Below are 20,985 nucleotides of genomic sequence, written 5' to 3'. Positions count from 1 at the left end.
TGAACCGGCGGGGTCCGGTGCGTGAACGGGACGGGACCACACGCATGACGGGAGGCCCGGTGCCAGCCGGCACCGGGCCTCCCGTCCGGGAGATCGCTGGGTCTCAGGCCGCGAGGTGCGCCTGCAGGAACCAGCGGTCCTTGGTCAGACCGCGCTCGATCTCGATGACGACGTCCTGGCTGTTGAGGTCGACCTCGTCGAGTCCCTCGACCGCACGACGGACCTGCGCGAGCGCGGCGTCGATGTCGGCGATGACCTCGGTGATGGTGACGTCGGAGTTCTGGAAGCCCTCGGACAGCGCCGGGATCGTGGTGTTCGCGGCGACGGTCGCGATGCGCGAGTCGACCGGCAGCCCGAGGGCGACGATGCGCTCCGCGGCGAGGTCGGCGTACTCCTGCGCGTGGGCGACGATGTCGTCGAGCAGCTCGTGGACACCGACGAAGTTCCGGCCGCGCACGTGCCAGTGCGCCTGCTTGCCGTTGACGACGAGCGCCTCGAGGTCGATGACGACCGGGGCGAGGAACTGTGCGACACCGGCTGCGAGCTCCGGCGTCGTCGAGAACGGGGACGTGGTGTTCGGGGTGGTCGTGCTCGTGGTCATGTGCTGCTTCCTCCTACCTCGTGGGCGCGACCGGATCTCGTGCTCCGGTCCCGCCGATGGGACAACCTTGCTCCGCTTTCTTGAACGGCGCAAGGAAGCACAGGCTGACCTTACCCGCCGTACTCCACCTGGACCTGCTGGCCGGCGTCGGTCAGTTCGAGCTGCACCGCTGCACGGGTCTGCTCGACCCACGGGCTGTCCGCGCAGCCGATCCAGACCGTCGTCCGCGGCTCGCAGTCGGCGACGCACCACTCGGCGGCCCAGCCGATGACGGCCGCGGCGAGGGCCTCCCCGTGGTCGGCGAAGACCAGCGGGGCGACGGCGGACGCGCGGGCGCTGCGGACCAGCCACGTGACCGTCACCCGCGGGGGCGCCGGGAGGAAGCGGACCTGCTCGTCGAGGGCGACCTCGACGAAGACCTGGCCGTACGCGTTCTCGGGGAGGTCGAGCAGCAGGCGGTGGATCTCGACGAGGTCGTCGGAGCTCCCCGCGATGAGGATGCGCTCGCTGGGCTGTCGACGGGTCCTGGCCATGGACCCAACGGTAAGGCAAGCCTTACCTCAGTACAACCCCGAGGTGCTGTGCGAGGAACTCCCACATCCAGGTGAGCGCCACCGCGTTGGTCAGCCCCGGGGCGTTCTGTGCGATCTGCGTCGCCACACCGTCGCTGTACGCGGCGAGCTTGAGCGCGACGACCGAGGGGTCGATGCCGTCCGACGCCACGTCGAAGGTCCCCCCGTCGATCCCGCGGCGGATCACCCGGACCAGGCAGGACTCCCAGACCCGGATCCGTTCCGCGTACTCCTCGGCGACCTCCGGCCGACGGGCGACGGCGGTCCAGTAGTCGGACCAGATCCGCCAGTGCTGCCGGACCTCCTCGCTGTCGTCGAACAACGGCTCGACGAGCATCCGCAGCGCCGTCACCGGGTCGGGTTCCGCGTCGACGGCGGCGACGATCGCGCCGTAGAAGCGCTCGGTCTCGAGCACGACGACCTCGTTCAGGATCTCCGCGACGCTGCCGAAGTGGTAGGTCACGGTCCCGACGGAGACACCCGCCTCTGCCGCGATGTCGCGGAGGCCGGTCGCGCCGAGACCGTTGCGGACGATGACGCTGCGCGCCGCGAGGACGATCATCGCGCGGCGGACCTCGGGGCGCTGGCGTGCCCGTGGCTTCGGATGCGCCGGGTCCGGTACCTGCTGCTCGGCGCTCACGCGGACGTCCTCGGCACCTCGTCACGGAACGTGTGCTCGGCGACGAGCTGTTCCTCGGTCCCGGCTGCGCCATCGCGTGCCCATGCGCGGACGGTGTTGACGAGGTTGAACGACCCGGCGTCCGCCGCCACGTGCGACGTCGTCTCCAGGCGTGCGGCCCAGTCGGTGTGCTCGAGTCCGATCGCCCAGCGCGAGTCCGCGGTGGCCGAGGTCGGGTCGTCCGACCGGATCCGGTACGTCTCGCGCGCGTCCTCGCTGAACACCAGTCCGTCCGGGTAGACCCGGCCGCCGCCGTACCCGGGATCGACGTCGAGCGTCCACGTGCCGGTCTCCACGTCGTGGGTGACGGTGCGCTGCGGGAGCGGGTCGCTCGGCTCCACCCGGGTGATCGCGAGCGGGGTCGACCGTTCGGGCTCCGCGAAGCGGATGTCGTCGTCGTCCGACCGGGTCCACACCGGCAGGGTCACCGAGCTCCGGGACGGGTCGAGCACGAGGGTCGCTGCCGTTCCGTGCGGCCACACCCACGGCCAGTAGGACGTCGACACGGCGACCCGGAGTCGGTGTCCGGCGACGAAGCGGTGCCCGGTGGACACCAACCGGACGGGCAGCTCGGTGCGCACTCCCGGCTCGAGCGGGTCGGACCGGTCCATGCCGTGCCGGCGGGCGGCGTTCAGCACACCACGGGTGACGAGCGTCGAGCTGCCGTCGGGGGCGACGTCGCACAGCCGCACGGTGACGGTCGCGCGGGGCTGGTCGCTCGTGACGGCGAGGCCGACGAGGACGTTGCCGAGCAGGTCGAACGACTCGTCGACGTCCAGGTCGAAGCACATCGAGCGGCCGTCCTCGGCGCGCTGGTCCGGTGGCAGGTCGGTCGCGTTGCCGAACGGGAAGAACCGTCCGGCGTCCGTGCCGGTCTCCTGCGGGGAGGCGACCACGACGTCGCCGTCACGGCCGCCGCGCAGGGTGTCGAGCGCGTGTGACACGGACTCGGTCGCGGTCGACGGCCACGAGGCCGCCCCGACCCACCGCCCTGTCCGCGACGCGTAGTACGTCGCGGGCGGTTCCGGGTCGTTGATCCACGCGCGGAGTGCCGGATCGGCCTCGACCCCCGTGTCGACGCCCTTGAGCCACCGGTCCCACCACCGCAGGGTCTCCTGCAGGAACCCGATCGACGGCCCCGGCGCGAGACCGCGGTCCGGGTACTGGTGCGACCACGGTCCGACGATCCCCTTGACCGGGGCGTCGACATGCTCGACCAGGCGGAGGACGGCGTCCCGGTACGGATCCGCCCAGCCGCCGACGGCGAGGACCGCTGCGCCGATGTTCCCGTAGTCCTCCGCCGCGCTGCCGTGCCGCCAGTAGTCGTCACGGGACTGGTGCGACAGCCACACCGGCGTCATCGGCCGGTTCGCGTCGAGCCGCTCCTTCCAGCGCGCGACCCACGACGGGCCGACGACCTCGGGCCGCGGCGGACGGGAGTTGAACGCGAACATCGTCGCGCCCCACGCCGTCATGTCGATCCCGAGCACCGCGCCGCCGACGTAGTGCACGTCGTTGTCGTAGCGGTCGTCCGTCGAGCACACCGTGACGATGGCCTTGAGCGCCGCCGGTGCCCTGGCCGCGAGCTGCAGGGCGTTGAACCCGCCCCACGAGATGCCGAACATCCCGACCGCGCCCGTCGACCACTCCTGCGCGGCGAGCCACGCGATCACGGCCTCTCCGTCGCGCAGCTCCTGCTCGCTGTACTCGTCGTCGAAGAACCCGTCCGACGACCCGGTCCCGCGGATGTCGACGCGGACCGACGCGTACCCGTTCGCCGCGTACCAGGGGTGCCGCTCGGAGTCCCGCGGCGCCGTCCAGTCGTCGAGCCGGTACGGCAGGTACTCCAGCAGCACCGGCACCCGGGCATCGGCGGACGCGTCGGCGGGGGCCCAGATCCGGGTGTGCAGCCGTACGCCGTCCGGCATTGGGATCCACTCGTCGCGGACGGTGACCCCGTCCGGTAGTCCGGTCGGCACCCCGATCGCCGTCAGCCCGTCCGTCATGCGTCCTCCCAGTTCCTGATCCGGTGTCCGTCGCCGTGGTCGGTCCAGCCGTCGACGTGTCGCCAGTGCTGCACGCCGTCGTCGACCTCCGGCAGCGTGGTCACGCCCGGCTCGAGCGTGGCCGCGAGCAGTGTGCTCGTGTACGGGTGGTTCGGGCCGGTGAACACCCGCTCGGTCGGGCCGATCTCCACGATGCGGCCGCCGGTCATCACCGCGACGCGGTCGGCGACACCCCGCACCACGGCGAGGTCGTGGCTGATGAACAGGCAGCTCAGCCCGTTCTCGCGCTGCAGGTCGGCCAGCAGCGACAGGATCCCGGCCTGGACCTGCACGTCGAGCGCCGTGGTGATCTCGTCGGCGATCACGAGTCGCGGCCCGGCGGCGAGGGCCCGTGCGATGCCGACGCGCTGGCGCTGGCCGCCGGACAGCTGTGCCGGCAGACGGTTCGCGAACTCCGGTCCCAGGCCGACCTGCGTGAGGAGCTCGGCGACACGCTCGCGCGAGGACGAGCCGGTGAAGAGCCGCAGCGGCCTGGCGATCGCGGCACCGACGGTCCGACGCGGGTTGAGCGAGGTGTCGGCGTTCTGGAACACCAGCTGCACGGCGCGACGGAGCTCGGCGGACCGGCCGGCGACGGGCTCGCGGAGGTCACCCGTCACCGTGTCGTCCGTGTAGTCGAAGCTGCCGGACTCGGCGGGCACCAGCCCGGCCAGTGCCGTCGCGAGCGTCGACTTGCCGCTGCCGGACTCACCGACGACGGCGAGGGTCTCGTGCGCTGCGATCTCGAAGGAGACGCCGTCGACCGCGGCCGGCAGGCCGCGCCCGTACCGGACCACCAGGTCCCGTGCGGTGACGACGGGACGGACGGGAGGCACGGTGGGCGTGGCAGTGGAGCCGACCGTCCCCGGGACGGTCGACTCCAGACCGTCGCGGCCCGAGCCTCTCCCCATCGGCACGGCCGTCTCGCCGCTGGCGCGTCGATCCGGAACCGGCGACGTGGGCCCAGACCGTGTCCTGTTCGACCGGGTCCCGTCCGGCACCGCGGCCAACAGCGCCCGCGTGTACTCGTGTTGCGGGTCGGCGAAGAGGTCGGCGGTCGCGCGGTGCTCGACGATCTCGCCGTGCCGCATCACGGCGAGATCGTCGGCCATCGCCGACACCACCCCGAGGTCGTGGCTGACCAGGAGGACGGCCATCCCGAGCTCCCGGCCGAGGTCCGCGACGAGGTCGAGGACCGCCGCCTGCGTGACCACGTCGAGCGCGGTGGTCGGCTCGTCGAGGACGAGCACGCGCGGTCGCGCGGCGACGGCCATGGCGATGGCGACGCGCTGCTGCTGGCCGCCCGAGAGCTGGTGCGGGTATCGACGGACGATCGTGTCCGGGTCGGGCAGCCGGACGAGTCGGACCAGTTCGGCGACCCGCTCGGGGCCGTCCGGCTCGCCGTGGGCGCGCAGGGCCTCGCGGATCTGCTCCCCGATCCGCATCGACGGCGTGAGCGCCTGGCCCGCGTTCTGCGCGACGACGGACGCGGTGCCGCCGCGGAGCGCCCTGGTCTCGGCGGGCGACAGGGCGAAGACGTCCTGCTGGGCGACCGTGACCGTCCCGCCGACGATGGTCGACCCGGTGCGGAGGTGGGCGAGGAGCGTCCTGGCCACGGTGGACTTGCCGCTGCCGGACTCCCCCACGAGGCCGAGCGTCCGGCCGGCGTCGATCGTGAACGAGACGCCCCGGACGACCGGGACCCAGGTGCGACCGGCGGCGTAGGAGATGGCGAGGTCGTCGACGCGGACGGCCTGGGTGGTGGTCGTGTCGATGACGGTCATGCGCTCGTTGCTCCCTGCGTGGCGCGGTCGACCCCGAGCGACTTGCTCAGCCCGTCCGCAGCGAGGTTGAGGCCGATCACGAGCGTCGCCAGGGCCACGATCGGCGCCAGCGTCCCGAGCGGCACGACGGTCAGTGCGGTGCGGTTCTCCTGCACCATGAGCCCCCAGTCGGGCGTCGGCGGGTTCGCACCGAACCCGAGGAAGGACAGCGACGCCACGAGGAGCACGATCCACGATGCCCGCATGGCGTACTCGACGAGCACGACGTCGAGCACGTTCGGCAGGATCTCGCGGAACACGATCGACAGGGGCTTCTCGCCGCGGGCGCGGGCCGCGGTGACGTAGTCCTGCGTGATCACGGTCCGTGCGGCACCGCGGACCACCCGGGTGACCGCTGGAGCGTAGACGATGGTCACGGCGAGCACGATCACCCACAGGCCGGCGTCGAAGACCGTGACGACGACGAGCAGCGCCAGGATCGAGGGCACGCTGAGCAGTGCGTCGACGACCCGCATGACGACCTCGTCGAACCAGTTGTCCGCGTAGGCGGTGACCGCGCCGAGGAACGTCCCGACGGCGACGGCGATCGTGGTCGCGAGGAACGTGACGAGCAGGGCGTACCGACCGCCGTTCAGCGTGCGGGACAGGATGTCCCGGCCGTACTGGTCGGTCCCGAGCCAGTGCGTCCACTCCGGACCGGCGAGGACGTTCGTCGAGTCGGTCGCGACGGGGTCGTGCACGCCGATGACGGGTGCCAGCACCGCGAGGACGAGGTGCAGCGCGATCAGCCCGAGGCCGACGGCGAGTGCGGTGGAGCTGCGGAGCGGCGCGACGGCGGCGCCGATCACGCTGCGCGAGCGCGGGGCGATGGCGGTCATGCGGTGGCCTTCCGTTCGGTCGTCGCTGCGGTGCCGGTCGCCGTGCGCCGTCTGCTCGCCGGTCGGATCCGCGTCCGTCGCTGCCGGGTGCGGAGCTTCGGGTCGAGCGCGAGCGCGACCAGGTCGGCGGCGAGGTTGCAGACGACGTAGATCACGGCGCTGAGGAGCGCGATCGCCTCGATGGTGGGCAGGTCCCGGTTGAACACCGACTCGAGCATGAGCTTGCCCATGCCCGGGTAGTTGAAGACGTTCTCGACGACGACCACACCGCCGAGCAGCCACGCCACGTTCAGCGCGACGACGTTGAGCGTCGGCAGCAGCGCGCTCGGGACCGCGTGCTTCCACACCACCCGGCGCATCGGCAGGCCCTTGAGCTCGGCGGTCGTGACGAACTCCGACGCCATCACGTCGATCGTCGAGGACCGTGCGGTGCGGACGATGTACGCGGCCATCGCGAGGGTGAGCACGATGATCGGGAGCCAGATCGTCGGCAGCAGTTCGGCCACGGTGGCGTCGCTGCCGCGCAGGACGACGGCCGGGAAGAGCGGGATGCCGATCGCGAAGAGCAGCACGAGCACGGTCGCGACCATGAACTCGGGCACGCTCATCACGACGAGGCTGACGATCGAGACGACCCGGTCCGTCGGGCGACCCCGACGCACGCCGGCGACGACACCGAGCGTCAGGGACAGCGTGACCCCGACGAGCATCGCGGGCACGGCGATGAGCATGCTGTTGCGGAACGCGGTGAACAGCGTCGGCGCGACCGGCTCGCCGCTGACGAGCGACGTGCCGAAGTCGCCGTGCGCCGCACCGACGAGCCACTGCCCGTAGCGGAGCCAGACGTTCTGGTCGAGGCCGAGCGACTCGCGGAGCTGCTTGACCGCTTCGGGCGTGGCGTTCTGCCCGAGCAGCTGCTGCGCGACGTCACCCGGGAGCGCCTGCACGGCGAGGAACACGAACAGTGAGGCGAGCACCACCGTGAGGAGGGCGATGCCGACCCGGCGGAGGACGGGGAGGAGGACGTTCATCGGCGCAGTCCGATCCGGAGGTAGTCGAACTCGAAGCCGAACTCCGAGTAGTTCACGACGTCACGGGACAACCCCACCAGGCGGTCGCCGAACATCGGGGTCATGTCGGCACCGTCGGCTACGACGAGTCGTTGGGCGTCCTGGTACAGCGTCTTCCGCTTGGCGTCGTCCATCTCGGCACGCGCCTCGTCGAGGAGCTGGTCGAACGAGCCGTTCGACCACGCGCTCTCGTTGTACGACGACCCGGAGCGGAAGATCTGGTTCAGCAGCTGGTCGATCGGCCGACCGGTGAACCAGTAGCTCACCATGAGCGGCTTCTGCATCCAGATCTGCGTGTAGTAGGAGTCCGAGGAGGCGTTCCGGACCGTCAGGTCGATGCCGGCCTCCGCGACCTGGTCGCGGTACGCGACCGCGAGCGGTGTGAAGACCGACTCGTAGCTGGACGTGTAGATCGACGCGCGCAGACCCTCCCGGTCGGCCTGCTTCAGCAGGCTCCTGGCCTTGTCCGGGTCGTACTCGCGCGGTTCGTCGAGGAACGCGGCGAGCTGCGGAGGGACCGGGTTGTCCCAGCCGGGCGAGCCGGTGCCCTGCAGGGCGGTCTCGACGATCCGCTTCGGGTCGTAGGCGAGCTTCATCGCCTGGCGCACCGTCGGGTCCTTGAACTCGGTGCTCGTGGCGAGCATCGGGATCGTGTACCACTGCGCGTTCACGGAGCGCGCGACCGTCGCCCGGTCCGATGCCGCGACCACACGGGCGGTGGCGAAGTCGAGGTTCGTCTGCGAGATGAGGTCGATCTGTCCGGCGAGCAGCGCGTTCACCCGCGCGGTGGTGTCCTGGATCGAGAAGAAGTCGATCCCGTCGAGTGCCGGACGACCCGCGAAGTGGTCGTCGAACGCCTCGACGCTGCCGGCTCCGGCCGGGGTGAACGAGGACAGCTTGAAGGGCCCGGTACCGATCCCGGTGCTGCCGATCGTCCCCACGGCCGACGCCGGGACGATGTAGCACTGGTACGCGGTCAGGAGCGACGGGAACTCGGCGTTCGGCTTTGTCAGGTCGAACCGCAGCGTGTACCGGTCGACCGCGCGCATCGAGTTCGCGTCCATCACCTCGCCGAGCACGCCGGCCTGCGGGGATCCGGTCTTCTCGTCGAGGATGTGTCGGATGCTGGCGATCGCGTCGTCGGCGCCGAACCGGGACCCGTCGTGGAACCGGACATCATGACGGAGGTGGAACGTCCACACGGTGCCGTCGACGTTCGCGGACCACTCCCGCGCCAGGTCGGGCACGGTCTCCCCGGACTCGTCGAGCTTCACGAGCCGGTTGTAGAGCGCGCCGAGGTACTCGTACGCGGAGAGGGAGCTCGCGGAGTCGAGGGTCTCGGCTGCGGAAGCGGCGGGGCGGGCGATGCGGAGACGGCCGCCTCGCCGGGCGGTGCCGGTCGCGGCCTGCTCCGGGATGCCGACCGTTCCGGCGCTCGCTCCGGAGCTGCATCCGGTCAGGGTGAGCAGGCCGAGGCCGGCGAGACCGGCGGCGCCGGTGAGGAGCGCGCGGCGGCTCGGGCGACGGTCCGCCGGCGCGCGGCCGTCTTCGGGTTGGACGATGGGTGGCATTCGGGGTGACCCCTCCTGGTAATCGTTCCGGTGAACGATAGAGGCATTCCGCGCTCGCGCCAACCGTGTGACGCCGCCGCGGATGGCGCCTGCGACCCGGCGTCCCGCACAGCGCCGCGGATGCGGCTGGGATCGGGGTGCGGCCGAACGTTTACGAACCCGTTACACACGGCAGTGCTTCCGGGGCCAGGATCGTGACGAGGCGAGGAGCATCGATGGCGACCTTCACACGCGGGTTCGGCGGACGACGGCGCGACGACGACGGTCGGTTGCCACCGGGTCAGACCCTGGTGCGCGACTGGCCCGTGCTGTCTGCCGGTGACACCCCGGACGTCCCCCCCACGGACTGGACCTTCTCGATCCGGACCGAGACCGCCCTGCACGAGTGGACCTGGGACGAGGTGCAGGCGCTCGGGGTCGAGGACGTCACGGTCGACATCCACTGCGTCACGCACTGGACGAAGCTCGACATGCCGTGGCGCGGGGTGCCCCTCGACCGACTGTTCGACCAGGTCGAGACGTCGCTCGACTTCTGCATGGTGCACAGCTTCGGCGGCTACACGACGAACGTGCCGCTCGACGAGCTCCTCGACGGGCAGGCCTGGATCGCGTTCGAGGCGGACGGTGCGCCGCTCGAGCCCGAGCACGGCGGGCCGGCGCGGCTGCTCGTCCCGCACCTGTACTTCTGGAAGAGCGCGAAGTGGGTGCGCGGGATCGTGATGCAGTCCGCCGACGAGCCCGGGTTCTGGGAGAACGCGGGCTACCACCTGCACGGGGATCCGTGGAAGGAAGAGCGGTACTGGTGAGCGGCCTGGAGGCACGGGTCGGCACGGCCGCGCCGCCCGCCTCCCGCAGACGGCCGGCCTGGCACGACGCCACCGTCGCGTCCGTCCGGGCGGAGACCCCGACCGCGCGCCGGATCGTCCTCGACGTCCCGACCTGGCCCGGCAACGACGCCGGACAGCACCTCGACCTCCGGCTCACCGCCGAGGACGGCTACCAGGCCACCCGCTCGTACTCGATCGCGTCCAGCGGTTCGGGCACCCGCGTGACACTGGCGGTCGATCGTGTCGATGACGGCGAGGTGTCCCCGTTCCTCGTCGACGCCGTCGAGGTCGGGGACGCGCTCGAGGTGCACGGGCCGCTCGGCGGGTGGTTCGTCTGGCATCCGGACACATCGGCGTCCTCGGCATCGCGCCCGGTCCAGCTCATCGCGGGCGGATCCGGGATCGTGCCGCTCGTCGCCATGGTGTCCGCGCACGCCGACGCCGCCGATCCCGCACCGTTCCGGCTGCTCTACGCCGTGCGGACCCCCGAGGACGTCTTCTTCCGGTCCGAGCTGTCGGAAGCCGCGACCGGGTCAGCTCCCCTCGAGGTCACGATCGTGTACAGCCGCCGCGCACCCGACGGCTCCTCGGCACCGGTCGGTCGTCTCACGCGGGACGCACTCGGTGCCGCGGTCCTCCCACCGGATGCCGGTGCGCTCGTGTACGTGTGTGGATCGACGCCCTTCGTCGAACAGGTCCTCCGGTGGCTCGGAGAACTCGGGCACGACACCGGGGACGTCCGAGCGGAGCGGTTCGGAGGGAACGGATGACGATCCTCGACGGCAACGCCCTCGCCGGCGACCTGGCGGAGGTCCTCGGACCGGACCCGACGTCCGCCACGCTCCGGTGTGTGGGGTGCGGTTCCTCCGACGCACTCGGCGTGGCACGCGTGCACCGGAGTGCGATGGGCTCCGTCGCACGGTGCAACGGGTGCGGCACGGTACTGGTCACGGTCGTCCTCGTCGGTTCCCGACGACTGGTCGGGCTCCCAGGGATCCGAGCGGTGACACTCTGACTCGCGGTGTTGCTCGTCCCGGAACCAGAAAACCCCGACCGAGGTCGGGGTTTCCCGGGGGCCGGGTGGAGCCGGCGATGCCCGAGCGGATGACGAGATTCGAACTCGCGACCCTCACCTTGGCAAGGTGATGCGCTACCACTGCGCCACATCCGCATTGCACGACTCGACGGTCGCGCAGAGTCCACCATACCCGTCTCTGCGCGTTCCGCCTGACTCCCGGCCAGAACCGGGCGTGTCCGTGTTGGGTGGGGGCATGAGCGACTTCGTGAAGGACACCACCGACGGCACCCCTGCCGAGCCCGAATCCCACGGCGTCGACCTGGTCGACGGGGACGAACCGGCGATCAGGATCCTCGTCCGCGGGGACCTGCCACCCACACTCGAGCACGACGGTCGGACGTGGGCCGCGACGAGTGAGACCCACGACGCCGGAGACGCGCCGGCGATCAGCGTCTACCGTCCGGCGTGATCCGTCCGGTCAGCGCTCCGTCCGGTCAGCGCTGCGTCCGGTCGAGGTTCAGTGTCTCGCCGGCCCGCAGGTCGTACGCCAGACCGAGCGCCTGCCGTGCGCTGAGGTACCGGAGGTCGTCGACGGTCACGCCGAAGCGGCGTCCGATCGCGTCGAGGGTGTCGCCGTCGGCGACGTGGTACCACCTCGGCACACCGTCGACGCTCTCGACGGAGCCGGTGGCTCCTGACCGCGTGCCTCCGTCGCGTACCGTCAGCCCCGGGTGCCGGTCCGGCGTGTGCCAGTCCAGCTGCGAGACGCCGAGCACCGTCCACGGAGACGTCTCCGGTCGGTCGACCAACACGGCCGTCCGGAGGAAGCTCGGGTCGTCCCCCGCCTCCTGCAGGGCGAACTGCCGGTCGGGGACCTGGGCCGTCTCCCCCGGCGCTCCCCAGGCGTCGTAGCCGAAGCTCACACCCTCGGAGATGGTGTCGCCGACTCGTTCGTCGAACTGGCGGAAGAAGATCGCGAGCGGCTGCCCGAGGGTCGACCGGTACGCCGAGGTCTGCACGACGTAGTCGTCGTTGCCGGTGGCGACCACCCGCAGGTGGATCGACGCGCGACCGTCGGCGGTGGCGAGGTCGGTGTCGAGCACGACGGCCCCTGCTGCCGGTGCCGAGCCGGCCGGGTCCGCAGCGGCCGTCGGGGTCGCGGACGCGGTCGGACCCGCCGTGGTCGGGCGGTCGGTCGTCGCGGCGTGGTGCGCCGAGCCCGCGGTCGCGCAGCCCGTCACCGTGAGCACGGCGGCGAGACCGAGTGCTGCGACACCCGTCCGGCGGATCACCGCGTCGTCCCGGGCATCGGCGTCTCCTGGCGCACCCCGGCCGCGACCGCGACCGAGCGCACCTGGGCCTCGAGCGCCTCGCCGTGCAGGTGCTTCGCGAAGCCGATCACGGTGCGGTAGAGCGGAAGGTCGATGGTCGTCCACTGCCCGTCGTCCACGATGACCCGGAGGGCGTCGACGGTGCCGAAGGTGTACCGGCCCGCGGCCTTCGTCTCGCCGGTCGAGACCGCGCGCACCTGGTTGCGCGGGATCCCGAGGACGAGCCGCGGTGTGGCGCCGCCGACGTAGATGCCGATGCCGTTGTGGTCGGCGACGACCGTCGCGTGCCCACGACGCGGGACGTCCGAACCCAGCTCGGCGCCGAGCATCGCGGCGGTGCGACGGACGTCGGTCGCGAGGTCCTTCGTGAAGAGCGCCGGAGCGAGGTGCGCACCGGGATGGGCGAGGGCGAGCGCCGCCTCCCGCCGTCGGGTCGACGCGTTCTGCACCGCCAGGACGATCTCGATGATCCCGAAGATCGCAGCGGCGTAGAGGAACAGCGTCCCGATGACCGCTCCCGTCGACATGCCGGCCTCGTGCTCTCGCCATGCCAGGACGCCGAACCGCAGCACGAGGTACGCCGCCACGACGATGATGCCGATCAGCCCGCCACGACGCCGACCCGTTCCGTTGGTGTTCCCCACCCGGACACCGTAGCGAGTGCATGCCGCTCCACAGGCAGTCTGGACGATTGCTCAGGTCACGATCGCGCATCCTCCGGTCGGTGTGTGCTGGTCGATCGTTGCCGGGATCGTGAGCACGAACACCGTGTCGACGCCCGGCGGGCAGACGAGGTCGCCGCCGTGCGCTCGAGCGATGCCCCGTGCGATCGGCAGGCCGAGCCCTGCTCCCCCGCCGCTCGCCGCCCGCGCGGCGTCGAGCCGCACGAGACGGTCGAACACGCGGGTCCGATCGGCCGCGGGGATCCCCGACCCGTCGTCGGCGACGCGCACACGGCCCACCTCGCCCAGCCGGTCGATCTCGACCACGACGTGCCCGGCGCCGTCGGTCGCCCTGGCAGCGTTCTCCAGGAGGTTCGCGAGGACCTGGCCGATCCGGTCGCCGTCCGCGGACACGACGACCGGGCCATCCGGCTCACGGACCTGGACGGTGAGGCCCGGCGAGCGGAGTCGGGCCCGGTCGGCCTCACTCCTCGCGACGACGCCGAGGTCGACGGACGACGGCTCGAGCGCGAGGCCGCCGTCCACCCGCGCCATCAGCAACAGGTCGTCGACGAGCCGCGCCGCTCGACCGGCCTGCCGGACGACGTGGACGGCGAGCTCTTCGCGCTCCACCACGTCGGGCCGGGCACGCACCAGCGTGTCGGCGGCAGCGGTGATCCCGGCCACCGGCGTCCGCAGCTCGTGCGCGGCGTCCGACAGGAACGACCGCATCCGGGCCTCCGCCGAGACGGCCTGTCGTTCCGCACCCTCGACGGCGTCGAGCATCTCGTCGAAGGCCACCGCGACACGACCGATCTCGGTTCCCTGCCGGGCCGGGCGGAGGCGCCGTCCGCGGTCGCCGTGCGCGATCGAGCGTGCGGCGTCCGTCATCACGACGAGCGGTCGCATCGTCCGCCGCACCACCAGGACCAGACCGACCGCCGCGACGACCATGAAGCCGACGGACGCGCCGAGCATCACCCATCGGAGTTCGCCGAGGACCTCGTCGACGGAGCCGGTTCCGGCGGTGAGCCGGATCCGCGAGCCGTCGCTCAGGGTCGACACGAGGGTGACGATCCGGTCGCCCTCGGTGAGCTGCGACGACCTGATCGTCACGTGCGACGCCGCGCCGGTCCCGGTCGTGGCGGGATCCGCCGTGGCGTCCCGCGCCGGGGCGGAGGCCGGTGCGGCCGCCGGTGCGGCCGCCGGTGCGGGGAGCGTGCCGGGGTCTGGTGGACCGTGCCGCAACTGGTCCGGGCTGGGACCGGCCTCCACCGAACCGCCGTCGGCGGCCGTGATCGTCACCGACAGCCCCTGCATCGACAGCCGGTCGGCGAGGTCCGTCGCGTCGACCGTCCCGACGAGGGCAGCCGCCGCCGAAGCACGGTCACGCAGCCGGTCCTCGACCTGCGCGCGGAGCCGGTCGCCGAGGGTGGCCTGCACGACGACGCCGAGCGCGCCGAGGAGGACCGCCAGCAGGACCAGCACCGCGACGACGGTCCGCATCCGGAGCGAACCGGTGCGGAGGCCCGACGCACCGGGCGCCTCGCCGTTCACGCGGCCACCGCACTCAGTCGGTACCCGAGACCGCGCACGGTGTGGACGAGTCGTGGGCCGTGCACCTCCATCTTCCGCCGGAGCGCGCTGAGGTGGACCTCGACGAGGTTCGGGTCGACGCTGTCGTACCCCCACACCTGTGTCAGGATCTGCCCCTTCGACAGGGTCCGGCCGCGGCTCTCGGCGAGGAAGGCGAGCAGTCGGAACTCGGTCGCGGTGAGCTCGAGCACGACGCCGGCCCGACGTGCCACCGCGGCGTCAGGGTCGAGGACCAGGTCGCCGACCTCGATCACCGCCGGCACCCGACCACGGCGGCGGAGGACCGCGGTGATCCGGGCGACGAGTTCCGCGATCGCGAACGGCTTCACGACGTAGTCGTCGGCGCCCTCGGCGAAGCCCCTGAGTCGGTCCTCGACGTCGTCCCGTGCGGTCAGCATCACGATGGCGGCGTCCGACGAGGTCCGCACGCTGCCGGCGAGCTGGATCCCGCTCGCACCGGGGAGCATCCAGTCCAGGACCACGAGGTCGGGGACGAACGCCGCGAGGTCCCGGTGGAGCCCGGAGCCGTCCGGAGCGTCGAGCACGACGAGGCCCTCGTCGCGGAGGGAGCGTGCGACGGAGACACGGATGGTCTCGTCGTCGTCGACGAGCAGGACGCGGGCTGGACTGGGCACGGCGGACACCGTACGTCCGCGATTCGATCACGAAGCCTGGAACGACCTGGGGAGCACCTGTGCTTCAGTCATGCTTCAGATTCGACTTCGACCGTGGTCCACGTCGGCAGCACAGCCGACCCGGCACCGCCGGACGACGATGTGGAGACCCCATGGAGAACGAGAACGAGAACCAGCACGACGACCCGACACGGGAGTACCCGCGTGGCGGCTTCGGCCAGGGCACGCAGCCGACCGAGCAGTTCGCCGCCGCCGAGGCCCCGGCTCCGTCGTCGGCCGCCGACCGACCCCGTCGTCTCGGGCGGCGGATCGGGATCGGCGCGGCAATCGTCGCGGTGCTGATCGGCGGCGTCGGTGTGACCGCGGCGGTGGCGGCCGGTAGCGACGGCGGGAGCACGCCGGTGGCAGCCCCGTCCGGCGCACCCTCGGGAAAGCCGTCGGGTGCTCCGTCGGGCGCACCGACGGGCGCACCGTCTGGTGCACCGAAGCCGGGTGCAGCGGGACCTGGTGCTGCGGGCACCTGCGCTCCGGGCACCGGCGGAGGACCGGCAGCTGCAGCACCCACCCCGCCGAAGGACGGGCCCGCACCGGACGGGGCCGCTGCTGCCCCGAAGCCGCCGAAGAACGCCCCGAAGCCGCCGAAGAACGCCCCGGGGCAGTCCACGGACGCGCCGAGCACATCGCCGACCAGCGGTTCCTGACCGGTCGGCAGCCCCACCGGACGACGGTCCGACGGGGCTGCCGTCGGCTCCGCTGGCCGATCAGGGCACCGGTGCTACGCGGGTGGTGACCCAGGAGGACGCACCGGGCGTCGCCCACACCCTCCCGTCCGCCCCGAAGGCCAGGACGTCGACGTCGACGTCGCTCGTGAACCGACCGAGGTCTTCCTCGTCGCCGGCGACGATCGCCGTGGCGAGCACGTCGGCGGTGACGACGTCGTCCGCGACCACGGTCGCCTGCACGAACGTCGGACTCGTGCGTCGCCAGATGTGCTCGCCGCGTTCGGCGGTCCCGGAGGTCGCGACCGCACGACGGGTCGCGTCGAGACGGGTGACGCCGACGACCGTGTCGCGGTTCGCCGGGTCGACCACCCCGACGCTCCACGGCTCGACACCGCGGTGCATCCCACGGACGAGCACGTCGCCGCCGGCGCTGATCATCCAGTCGGCACCCGCCTCGTCCAGCACCTGTCCCGCGTCGCGGATGGCGAGTGCCTTCACGACGCCGGAGAGGTCGACCACGCCGTCGGGGCGGTGCGGAGTGAACGCGCCGCCGGTCCGCTCCCGCCAGTCCAGCGCAAGTGCGTACACGTCGCGGACCTGCTCCGGGGTGTCGGCGAGCCCGACCGTGCCGTCCGCCACCCGACTGAGGACCGACGCCGGGTCGTAGAGGCTGTACCGGTGGTCGTAGCCCGCGAACACGGCGCGGACCTCGGACGCAGCCGCCACGGTCGCTCCGCGGAGACTGACGACGGTCCCCATCGTCTCGAAGGTCAGGACGTCGTTCACAGTCCCGCCTTGTCGATCGCGGACTGGAGCGACGTCGTGTAGCCCTCGCTGGTGAAGGTCGCGCCGCTCACGGCCTGGATGGAGGCGGACTGTGCGGCGAGGGCCTCCTGCCGGAGGATCGGTGCCGCCTGCTGGCTGATCTGCACGGATCGACCGTCGTGGTCGGTGAGCTGCAGGGCGGTGACGTCGGTGATCTTCCCACCCGCGACGGTGATCCGGACCTGCACGGGGCCGTACCGGGTCTGCGCGGTGTCACCGGTGAACGTGCCCGAGACGGACGACCCGCCGGAGCTCGCCGATCCGCTGCCCGACGCCGTGCCGCCGGACGTCGTGCTCTGCGACGGCGCGGTGACGGCAGGCTGGCCGCCGAGCTGCCAACCGATGACGAGGACCGCGATCGACGACACGATCCCCCCGACGACGGCGCGCGCCCTCATGACTCGAACCGTTCCTGGTGGATCTGGTGCTCGGGGACCCCTGCGAGCCGGGCCTCGCGGACGACGAGGTCCGACCAGGCGCGGGGCCCGCAGACGTACAGGTCCGACTCGAGCAGCCGCGGGAAGACCGACAGCAGGGTGACGCCGCGACGGAGGTCTTCCTCGGGCATCCAGGTCGCTCGGGACCGAGCACGGTGGCCGACCATCGCGAAGAGCCGGCTGCCCGTCGTCGCCGCCAGGTCGGCGGTCTCCCGCCAGAGGTACTGCTGCTGCGCATCGCTCCCCCGCAGGAGCACCGTCGCCTCGCCCGGTCGGAGGTCGGTGTCCTCCAGCAACGCGCGGACGGGCGTGATCCCGATCCCGGAGGCCACCAGCGCCAGGTACGGCGCCGTCCGGGCGCGGCTCGTGAATTGGCCGTACGGCCCCTCGAGCGAGACGAACGCCCCCGGCCGGATCCGACCCAGTCGCGACGACCCCGCGCCGAGGTCCCGGACGGTGATCCGGGCCCGGTCACGTCCGGGCACCGCCGAGAACGACACCGGGTGGGCGTGCCACCAGGTCGTCGCCGTCCAGAACCGCCAGACGCCGTACTGTCCGCCCCGCGTGCCGAGCCGGTCGAGGTCGCGCCCTGCGAGGTGGATCGACACGACACCCGGGGCGATGGGCTCCACGTCGACGACGCGGATCCGGTGTCGGACGGTCACGACGAACGGCACGGCGAACCGGTACACGGCGATGAGGCCGAGCGCGAGGACGTACAGCGCAATCCAGTACACCTGCTGCCACGTCCCCGCCGCGAGCACGCTGCCCGCGCTCAGCATGTGCGGCAGCGCGACGAGCACCGCCGCGTAGCTGAGCAGGTGGATGACGTGCCACGCCTCGTACGGCAGGCGTCGACGCACGGCGACGAGCGAGGACACCACGACGGCGACGAACAGGCCGAGCCCGAGGTACGCCAGCGGCATGTCCGGCGTCGAGAAGAGCGCGATCGTCTCGGCGATCGGCCCGGTGCCCGCCGACGCGCCGTAGCCGAGCGTCAGGAGTGCGCCGTGTGCCAGCAGCAGGTACAGCACCGGCTTGCCGAGCGATCGGTGGACCGCGATCGCCGTGTCCTGACCGAAGGTGCGGTCGATGAGCGGCACCCGGGCGGCGAGCACGAGCATCACGAGGACGAGGTCGGTCGCGATCAGCCCGGCGACGATGCCGGCGTCGGTGAGCCAGCCGCCGATGCCGACGACCGAGTGCGATCCGGGTGACGCGAGCCACAACGCCACGGCGACCGCGGCAGAGGTCCACGCGAGGATCCCGAGCAGGTCGGTGGTCGCACTGCGACGACGTCGGGACCGGTCGCGACGACGCGCCGCGACGGCGAGTGGTTCGGTGGCCGGGGCCGCTGCGAGTGGGTGGGTCGTGGGCCGAGCGGTGTCGATCATCGGCTCGTTCCTCTCCAGCATGTGATCGGGTGACGCTCAGCATCGACACCGGCCCTTGGGAGGAACCCGGAACGGGACGTGGACTTCGTTCGAGACTTCGAGTGATCAGGCTCGCCGTGGATCGGCGTCGGTGCTGGGCAGCACGACCGTCGCGACCGCGCCGTGCTCCTCGCCGTTCCGGAGCGACGCGGTCCCGCCGGCCCGCTCGGCGATCCCACGGACGAGCGCGAGCCCGAGACCGCTCCCGGCGGCGTGCCCGGTCGACGCCGCCCGACGTGCAGTGTCCGCTCGGGCGAACCGCTCGAAGGCCTGTGGCAGGAAGCTCTCCGGGACACCGTGTCCGTCGTCCACCACGCGCAGCTCAAGCCGACGTGCCGGGTCCTGTCCGAGGTGCACCCGGACCACGCCGCGGGCGTCCCCCGCGGTGACGGCGTTGGCGACGAGGTTGTCGACGACCCGCGCGAACGCTGCCGGTTCGACCCCGTACCGCTCGTCCGGAGCGTTCACGGCGACCGAGAAGTCGATGTCGCGGTCTCCCGCGCCGTGTGCCGCCCGCGCTCGGTCGATCGAGCCCATCAGCTCGGTGACGAGGTCGGCGGCGGCGGTCGGCGGCGCCGGGTCCGCCTCGTCGAGCCGGCTCAGCTCGAGCATCGTGTTCGCGAGGGCCACCAACCGCGCGGCGTCGTCCTCGGCAGCCTGCAGCTCCCGGGCGAGCGCGTCAGCGTCGCCCGCCGACCGGTGCGCCAACTCCAGCCGTGCGGTGAGCGCGGCCAGCGGGGTCCGGAGTTCGTGGCTCGCGTCCGAGACCATCCGGCGCTCCCGCTCGGCGTTCTCCCGCTGCCGGTCGATGAAGGCGTTCAGCGTCCGCGCGAGCGCCGCGAGTTCGTCGTCGGACGTCCCGACCGGCAGGTGCCCGCTCGTCCTTCCGGCGCTGAGGGCCTCCGCCGTGCGGCGCATCCGCCCAACGGGTCGGAGTGCGAGGGTCGACAGGAGCCACGCGGCCGCGCCGAACGCGAGCAGCGCGAGGACCGTCCCGACCGCGAGCGACCGGTCGACGCGCGCGACCGTCTCCTCGCCGGCGCGACCGTCGTGCGCCGCCCAGACCACGAAGGCCCCGTCGTCGTTCACCACCGGGGTGCCCACCACCGTCATCGCCCGGTGCCCGGCTTCGGTGCGGAGCGTCACGCCGCCCTCGGGGACGTCCGTGGGCAGCGCGGACCGGACGTCCGCGGGGAGCGAGTCGACCACCCACCGTCCCGATGCGGAACGGATACCGACGAGGACACCCTCGGCGGGCCGGTCCGGTGGCTCGTCCGGGTTGTGGAGGAGGTCCGACACGAACGGGGCGGCGTCACCGGACGCGAGCGACGCGTCCGAGGCCAGCGACGCGCGCTCGATCTGCACGTGCAACACCACGGCGACGCCGCAGAGCACGACTGCCCCGACGACGAGGCTCCCGAGCGTGATGCGGGCGCGGATGGACAGTCGACGGACGACGTTCATGCGGACGCGACGACCTCGAGCGCGTACCCGACGCCGCGGACCGTGCGGATCGCCACGTCGGCCCCTGCTGCGTGCAGCTTCTTGCGCACGTAGCTGACGTACTGGTCGACGATGGTGGGGTCGAAGTGCTCGGCGCTCGCCCAGACCTCCTGCAGGACCTCCGCTCGTGTCCGCGGCGACGGCGACCCCTGGACGAGGAACCGGAGCAGCGAGAACTCCTTGACGCTCAGGGGCATGTCGCGGCCGCGGACCGACGCCCGGACGGCGACGGTGTCCAGCCGGACCGTCCCCGCCTCCACGATCGTCGCGGTCCCGGCCGCTCGCCGTCGGAGGTGGGCACGGATGCGGGCGTTGAGTTCAGCGATCGCGAAGGGCTTCGTCAGGTAGTCGTCGGCACCGGAGTCGAGTCCGAACACCCGGTCGTCCACGGCATCACGTGCGGTGACGAGCACCACCGGGAAGTCCTCCCCGAGCTCTCGGAGTCGTCGGCAGACCTCGAACCCGGTCATCTCGGGCAGCATCACGTCGATCGCTGCCGCGTCGAACGACTGTGCGCGCGCGGCGACGAGCGCGGCGATCCCGTCGCCCACGACGGTGACCGTGTGCCCCTCGCCGGTCAGCCCCCGTTCGACGAGCGACCGCATCTCCGGGTCGTCCTCGACCACCAGGATGTTCGCCACGTCAGCCCAGAGCGTCCCACTCGACGCCCGTCCCTCCGGTGATCGCCACTCGCATACCGGCGATCGTAGGCCCGCATGCTCCGGACGGGAGGCACGGTGCGGACCGGCACCGTGCCTCCCGTCCGGCGGATGGCCGCGCCGGTCGGCCGGTGCGG

General features: G+C 72.2%; 22 protein-coding genes and 1 tRNA gene. 5 read left to right on the top strand and 18 right to left on the bottom strand.

The annotated features are described in order from the left end of the window. Window positions 1-103: 103 nt before the first annotated feature. The 8 genes from ACO0E1_RS08910 to ACO0E1_RS08875 form a co-directional block, all read right to left on the bottom strand. Window positions 104-601 (bottom strand): Dps family protein, encoded by a 498-nt coding sequence (locus tag ACO0E1_RS08910; protein ID WP_281264520.1) that lies wholly within the window; start codon window positions 599-601, stop codon window positions 104-106. 110 nt (window positions 602-711) lie between these two features. Beyond that, window positions 712-1,134, bottom strand: coding sequence for an SIP domain-containing protein (locus ACO0E1_RS08905; RefSeq protein ID WP_422873867.1), 423 nt, complete (start codon window positions 1,132-1,134; stop codon window positions 712-714). A gap of 22 nt (window positions 1,135-1,156) precedes the next feature. Further along, entirely contained in the window at window positions 1,157-1,813 is a 657-nt protein-coding gene (locus tag ACO0E1_RS08900; RefSeq protein ID WP_422873866.1) for a TetR/AcrR family transcriptional regulator, read from the bottom strand. Further along, window positions 1,810-3,858, bottom strand: coding sequence for a CocE/NonD family hydrolase (locus ACO0E1_RS08895; protein ID WP_422873865.1), 2,049 nt, complete (start codon window positions 3,856-3,858; stop codon window positions 1,810-1,812). Before ACO0E1_RS08895 ends, ACO0E1_RS08900 begins: the two co-directional genes overlap by 4 nt. Then, window positions 3,855-5,681 (bottom strand): dipeptide ABC transporter ATP-binding protein, encoded by a 1,827-nt coding sequence (locus tag ACO0E1_RS08890; protein ID WP_422873864.1) that lies wholly within the window; start codon window positions 5,679-5,681, stop codon window positions 3,855-3,857. Before ACO0E1_RS08890 ends, ACO0E1_RS08895 begins: the two co-directional genes overlap by 4 nt. Then, window positions 5,678-6,559, bottom strand: a complete 882-nt coding sequence (locus ACO0E1_RS08885; RefSeq protein ID WP_422873863.1) for an ABC transporter permease — start codon at window positions 6,557-6,559, stop codon at window positions 5,678-5,680. The genes ACO0E1_RS08890 and ACO0E1_RS08885 overlap by 4 nt, the downstream gene beginning before the upstream one ends. Further along, window positions 6,556-7,590, bottom strand: coding sequence for an ABC transporter permease (locus tag ACO0E1_RS08880; RefSeq protein WP_422873862.1), 1,035 nt, complete (start codon window positions 7,588-7,590; stop codon window positions 6,556-6,558). The genes ACO0E1_RS08885 and ACO0E1_RS08880 overlap by 4 nt, the downstream gene beginning before the upstream one ends. Next, a complete protein-coding gene (locus ACO0E1_RS08875) occupies window positions 7,587-9,200 on the bottom strand; it encodes an ABC transporter substrate-binding protein (protein WP_422873861.1) in 1,614 nt (537 codons plus the stop codon). Before ACO0E1_RS08875 ends, ACO0E1_RS08880 begins: the two co-directional genes overlap by 4 nt. A gap of 215 nt (window positions 9,201-9,415) precedes the next feature. On the opposite strand from ACO0E1_RS08875, the gene ACO0E1_RS08870 reads away from it, so the two are divergent. The 3 genes from ACO0E1_RS08870 to ACO0E1_RS08860 are packed head-to-tail and all read left to right on the top strand — an operon-like array spanning window position 9,416 to window position 11,042. After that, on the top strand, window positions 9,416-10,006 hold the full coding sequence (locus tag ACO0E1_RS08870) for a molybdopterin-dependent oxidoreductase (protein WP_422873860.1): 591 nt from the start codon (window positions 9,416-9,418) through the stop codon (window positions 10,004-10,006). After that, window positions 10,003-10,797 (top strand): FAD-binding oxidoreductase, encoded by a 795-nt coding sequence (locus tag ACO0E1_RS08865; RefSeq protein ID WP_422873859.1) that lies wholly within the window; start codon window positions 10,003-10,005, stop codon window positions 10,795-10,797. The genes ACO0E1_RS08870 and ACO0E1_RS08865 overlap by 4 nt, the downstream gene beginning before the upstream one ends. Further along, complete coding sequence (locus ACO0E1_RS08860) at window positions 10,794-11,042, top strand: DUF6510 family protein (protein WP_422873858.1); 249 nt, start codon at window positions 10,794-10,796, stop codon at window positions 11,040-11,042. Before ACO0E1_RS08865 ends, ACO0E1_RS08860 begins: the two co-directional genes overlap by 4 nt. An 84-nt stretch (window positions 11,043-11,126) precedes the next feature. On the opposite strand, the gene ACO0E1_RS08855 is transcribed toward ACO0E1_RS08860, so the two are convergent. Next, window positions 11,127-11,198: transfer RNA gene (locus ACO0E1_RS08855), tRNA-Gly, on the bottom strand. A gap of 100 nt (window positions 11,199-11,298) precedes the next feature. Between ACO0E1_RS08855 and ACO0E1_RS08850 the strand changes: the two genes are divergently transcribed. Then, window positions 11,299-11,514 carry a hypothetical protein gene (locus tag ACO0E1_RS08850; protein ID WP_422873857.1) on the top strand — a complete coding sequence of 72 codons (216 nt, stop codon included), beginning with the start codon at window positions 11,299-11,301 and terminating at the stop codon, window positions 11,512-11,514. 25 nt (window positions 11,515-11,539) lie between these two features. Here the strand turns inward: ACO0E1_RS08850 and ACO0E1_RS08845 are convergent, their stop codons facing one another. From ACO0E1_RS08845 to ACO0E1_RS08830, 4 genes are read right to left on the bottom strand one after another with little or no spacing between them, the layout of a single operon-like run. Further along, window positions 11,540-12,337: a LysM peptidoglycan-binding domain-containing protein gene (locus ACO0E1_RS08845; protein WP_422873856.1), complete on the bottom strand. Its 798-nt coding sequence runs from the start codon at window positions 12,335-12,337 to the stop codon at window positions 11,540-11,542. Beyond that, complete coding sequence (locus tag ACO0E1_RS08840; RefSeq protein WP_422873855.1) at window positions 12,334-13,020, bottom strand: hypothetical protein; 687 nt, start codon at window positions 13,018-13,020, stop codon at window positions 12,334-12,336. Before ACO0E1_RS08840 ends, ACO0E1_RS08845 begins: the two co-directional genes overlap by 4 nt. A 51-nt stretch (window positions 13,021-13,071) precedes the next feature. Next, window positions 13,072-14,595, bottom strand: a complete 1,524-nt coding sequence (locus tag ACO0E1_RS08835; protein ID WP_422873854.1) for a HAMP domain-containing sensor histidine kinase — start codon at window positions 14,593-14,595, stop codon at window positions 13,072-13,074. After that, entirely contained in the window at window positions 14,592-15,269 is a 678-nt protein-coding gene (locus ACO0E1_RS08830; protein WP_422873853.1) for a response regulator, read from the bottom strand. The genes ACO0E1_RS08835 and ACO0E1_RS08830 overlap by 4 nt, the downstream gene beginning before the upstream one ends. A gap of 152 nt (window positions 15,270-15,421) precedes the next feature. On the opposite strand from ACO0E1_RS08830, the gene ACO0E1_RS08825 reads away from it, so the two are divergent. Beyond that, window positions 15,422-15,970, top strand: coding sequence for a hypothetical protein (locus tag ACO0E1_RS08825; protein ID WP_422873852.1), 549 nt, complete (start codon window positions 15,422-15,424; stop codon window positions 15,968-15,970). A 60-nt stretch (window positions 15,971-16,030) separates the two neighbouring features. Here ACO0E1_RS08825 and ACO0E1_RS08820 read toward each other — a convergent pair whose 3' ends face one another. The 5 genes from ACO0E1_RS08820 to ACO0E1_RS08800 form a co-directional block, all read right to left on the bottom strand. Next, entirely contained in the window at window positions 16,031-16,777 is a 747-nt protein-coding gene (locus ACO0E1_RS08820; protein WP_422873851.1) for an FAD:protein FMN transferase, read from the bottom strand. Further along, the gene (locus ACO0E1_RS08815) at window positions 16,774-17,214 is read right to left on the bottom strand and encodes an FMN-binding protein (RefSeq protein WP_422873850.1); all 441 of its coding nucleotides are present in this window, start codon (window positions 17,212-17,214) and stop codon (window positions 16,774-16,776) included. Before ACO0E1_RS08815 ends, ACO0E1_RS08820 begins: the two co-directional genes overlap by 4 nt. Next, on the bottom strand, window positions 17,211-18,647 hold the full coding sequence (locus ACO0E1_RS08810) for a ferredoxin reductase family protein (protein ID WP_422873849.1): 1,437 nt from the start codon (window positions 18,645-18,647) through the stop codon (window positions 17,211-17,213). The genes ACO0E1_RS08815 and ACO0E1_RS08810 overlap by 4 nt, the downstream gene beginning before the upstream one ends. A gap of 105 nt (window positions 18,648-18,752) precedes the next feature. Beyond that, window positions 18,753-20,150, bottom strand: a complete 1,398-nt coding sequence (locus tag ACO0E1_RS08805) for an ATP-binding protein (protein WP_422873848.1) — start codon at window positions 20,148-20,150, stop codon at window positions 18,753-18,755. Next, window positions 20,147-20,830 (bottom strand): response regulator transcription factor, encoded by a 684-nt coding sequence (locus ACO0E1_RS08800; RefSeq protein ID WP_422873847.1) that lies wholly within the window; start codon window positions 20,828-20,830, stop codon window positions 20,147-20,149. Before ACO0E1_RS08800 ends, ACO0E1_RS08805 begins: the two co-directional genes overlap by 4 nt. Window positions 20,831-20,985 lie beyond the last annotated feature (155 nt).

Source organism: Curtobacterium guangdongense (assembly GCF_049341845.1).
GTDB lineage: Bacteria > Actinomycetota > Actinomycetes > Actinomycetales > Microbacteriaceae > Curtobacterium > Curtobacterium guangdongense.
This window is presented reverse-complemented; position numbering and strand designations above follow the sequence as displayed.

Coding starts and splice junctions, on each gene's coding strand:
- ACO0E1_RS08910 (WP_281264520.1), bottom strand. CDS start 601: ATGACCACGAGCACGACCACCCCGAACACCACGTCCCCGTTCTCGACG.
- ACO0E1_RS08905 (WP_422873867.1), bottom strand. CDS start 1,134: ATGGCCAGGACCCGTCGACAGCCCAGCGAGCGCATCCTCATCGCGGGG.
- ACO0E1_RS08895 (WP_422873865.1), bottom strand. CDS start 3,858: ATGACGGACGGGCTGACGGCGATCGGGGTGCCGACCGGACTACCGGAC.
- ACO0E1_RS08890 (WP_422873864.1), bottom strand. CDS start 5,681: ATGACCGTCATCGACACGACCACCACCCAGGCCGTCCGCGTCGACGAC.
- ACO0E1_RS08885 (WP_422873863.1), bottom strand. CDS start 6,559: ATGACCGCCATCGCCCCGCGCTCGCGCAGCGTGATCGGCGCCGCCGTC.
- ACO0E1_RS08880 (WP_422873862.1), bottom strand. CDS start 7,590: ATGAACGTCCTCCTCCCCGTCCTCCGCCGGGTCGGCATCGCCCTCCTC.
- ACO0E1_RS08875 (WP_422873861.1), bottom strand. CDS start 9,200: ATGCCACCCATCGTCCAACCCGAAGACGGCCGCGCGCCGGCGGACCGT.
- ACO0E1_RS08870 (WP_422873860.1), top strand. CDS start 9,416: ATGGCGACCTTCACACGCGGGTTCGGCGGACGACGGCGCGACGACGAC.
- ACO0E1_RS08860 (WP_422873858.1), top strand. CDS start 10,794: ATGACGATCCTCGACGGCAACGCCCTCGCCGGCGACCTGGCGGAGGTC.
- ACO0E1_RS08850 (WP_422873857.1), top strand. CDS start 11,299: ATGAGCGACTTCGTGAAGGACACCACCGACGGCACCCCTGCCGAGCCC.
- ACO0E1_RS08825 (WP_422873852.1), top strand. CDS start 15,422: ATGGAGAACGAGAACGAGAACCAGCACGACGACCCGACACGGGAGTAC.
- ACO0E1_RS08815 (WP_422873850.1), bottom strand. CDS start 17,214: ATGAGGGCGCGCGCCGTCGTCGGGGGGATCGTGTCGTCGATCGCGGTC.
- ACO0E1_RS08810 (WP_422873849.1), bottom strand. CDS start 18,647: ATGATCGACACCGCTCGGCCCACGACCCACCCACTCGCAGCGGCCCCG.
- ACO0E1_RS08805 (WP_422873848.1), bottom strand. CDS start 20,150: ATGAACGTCGTCCGTCGACTGTCCATCCGCGCCCGCATCACGCTCGGG.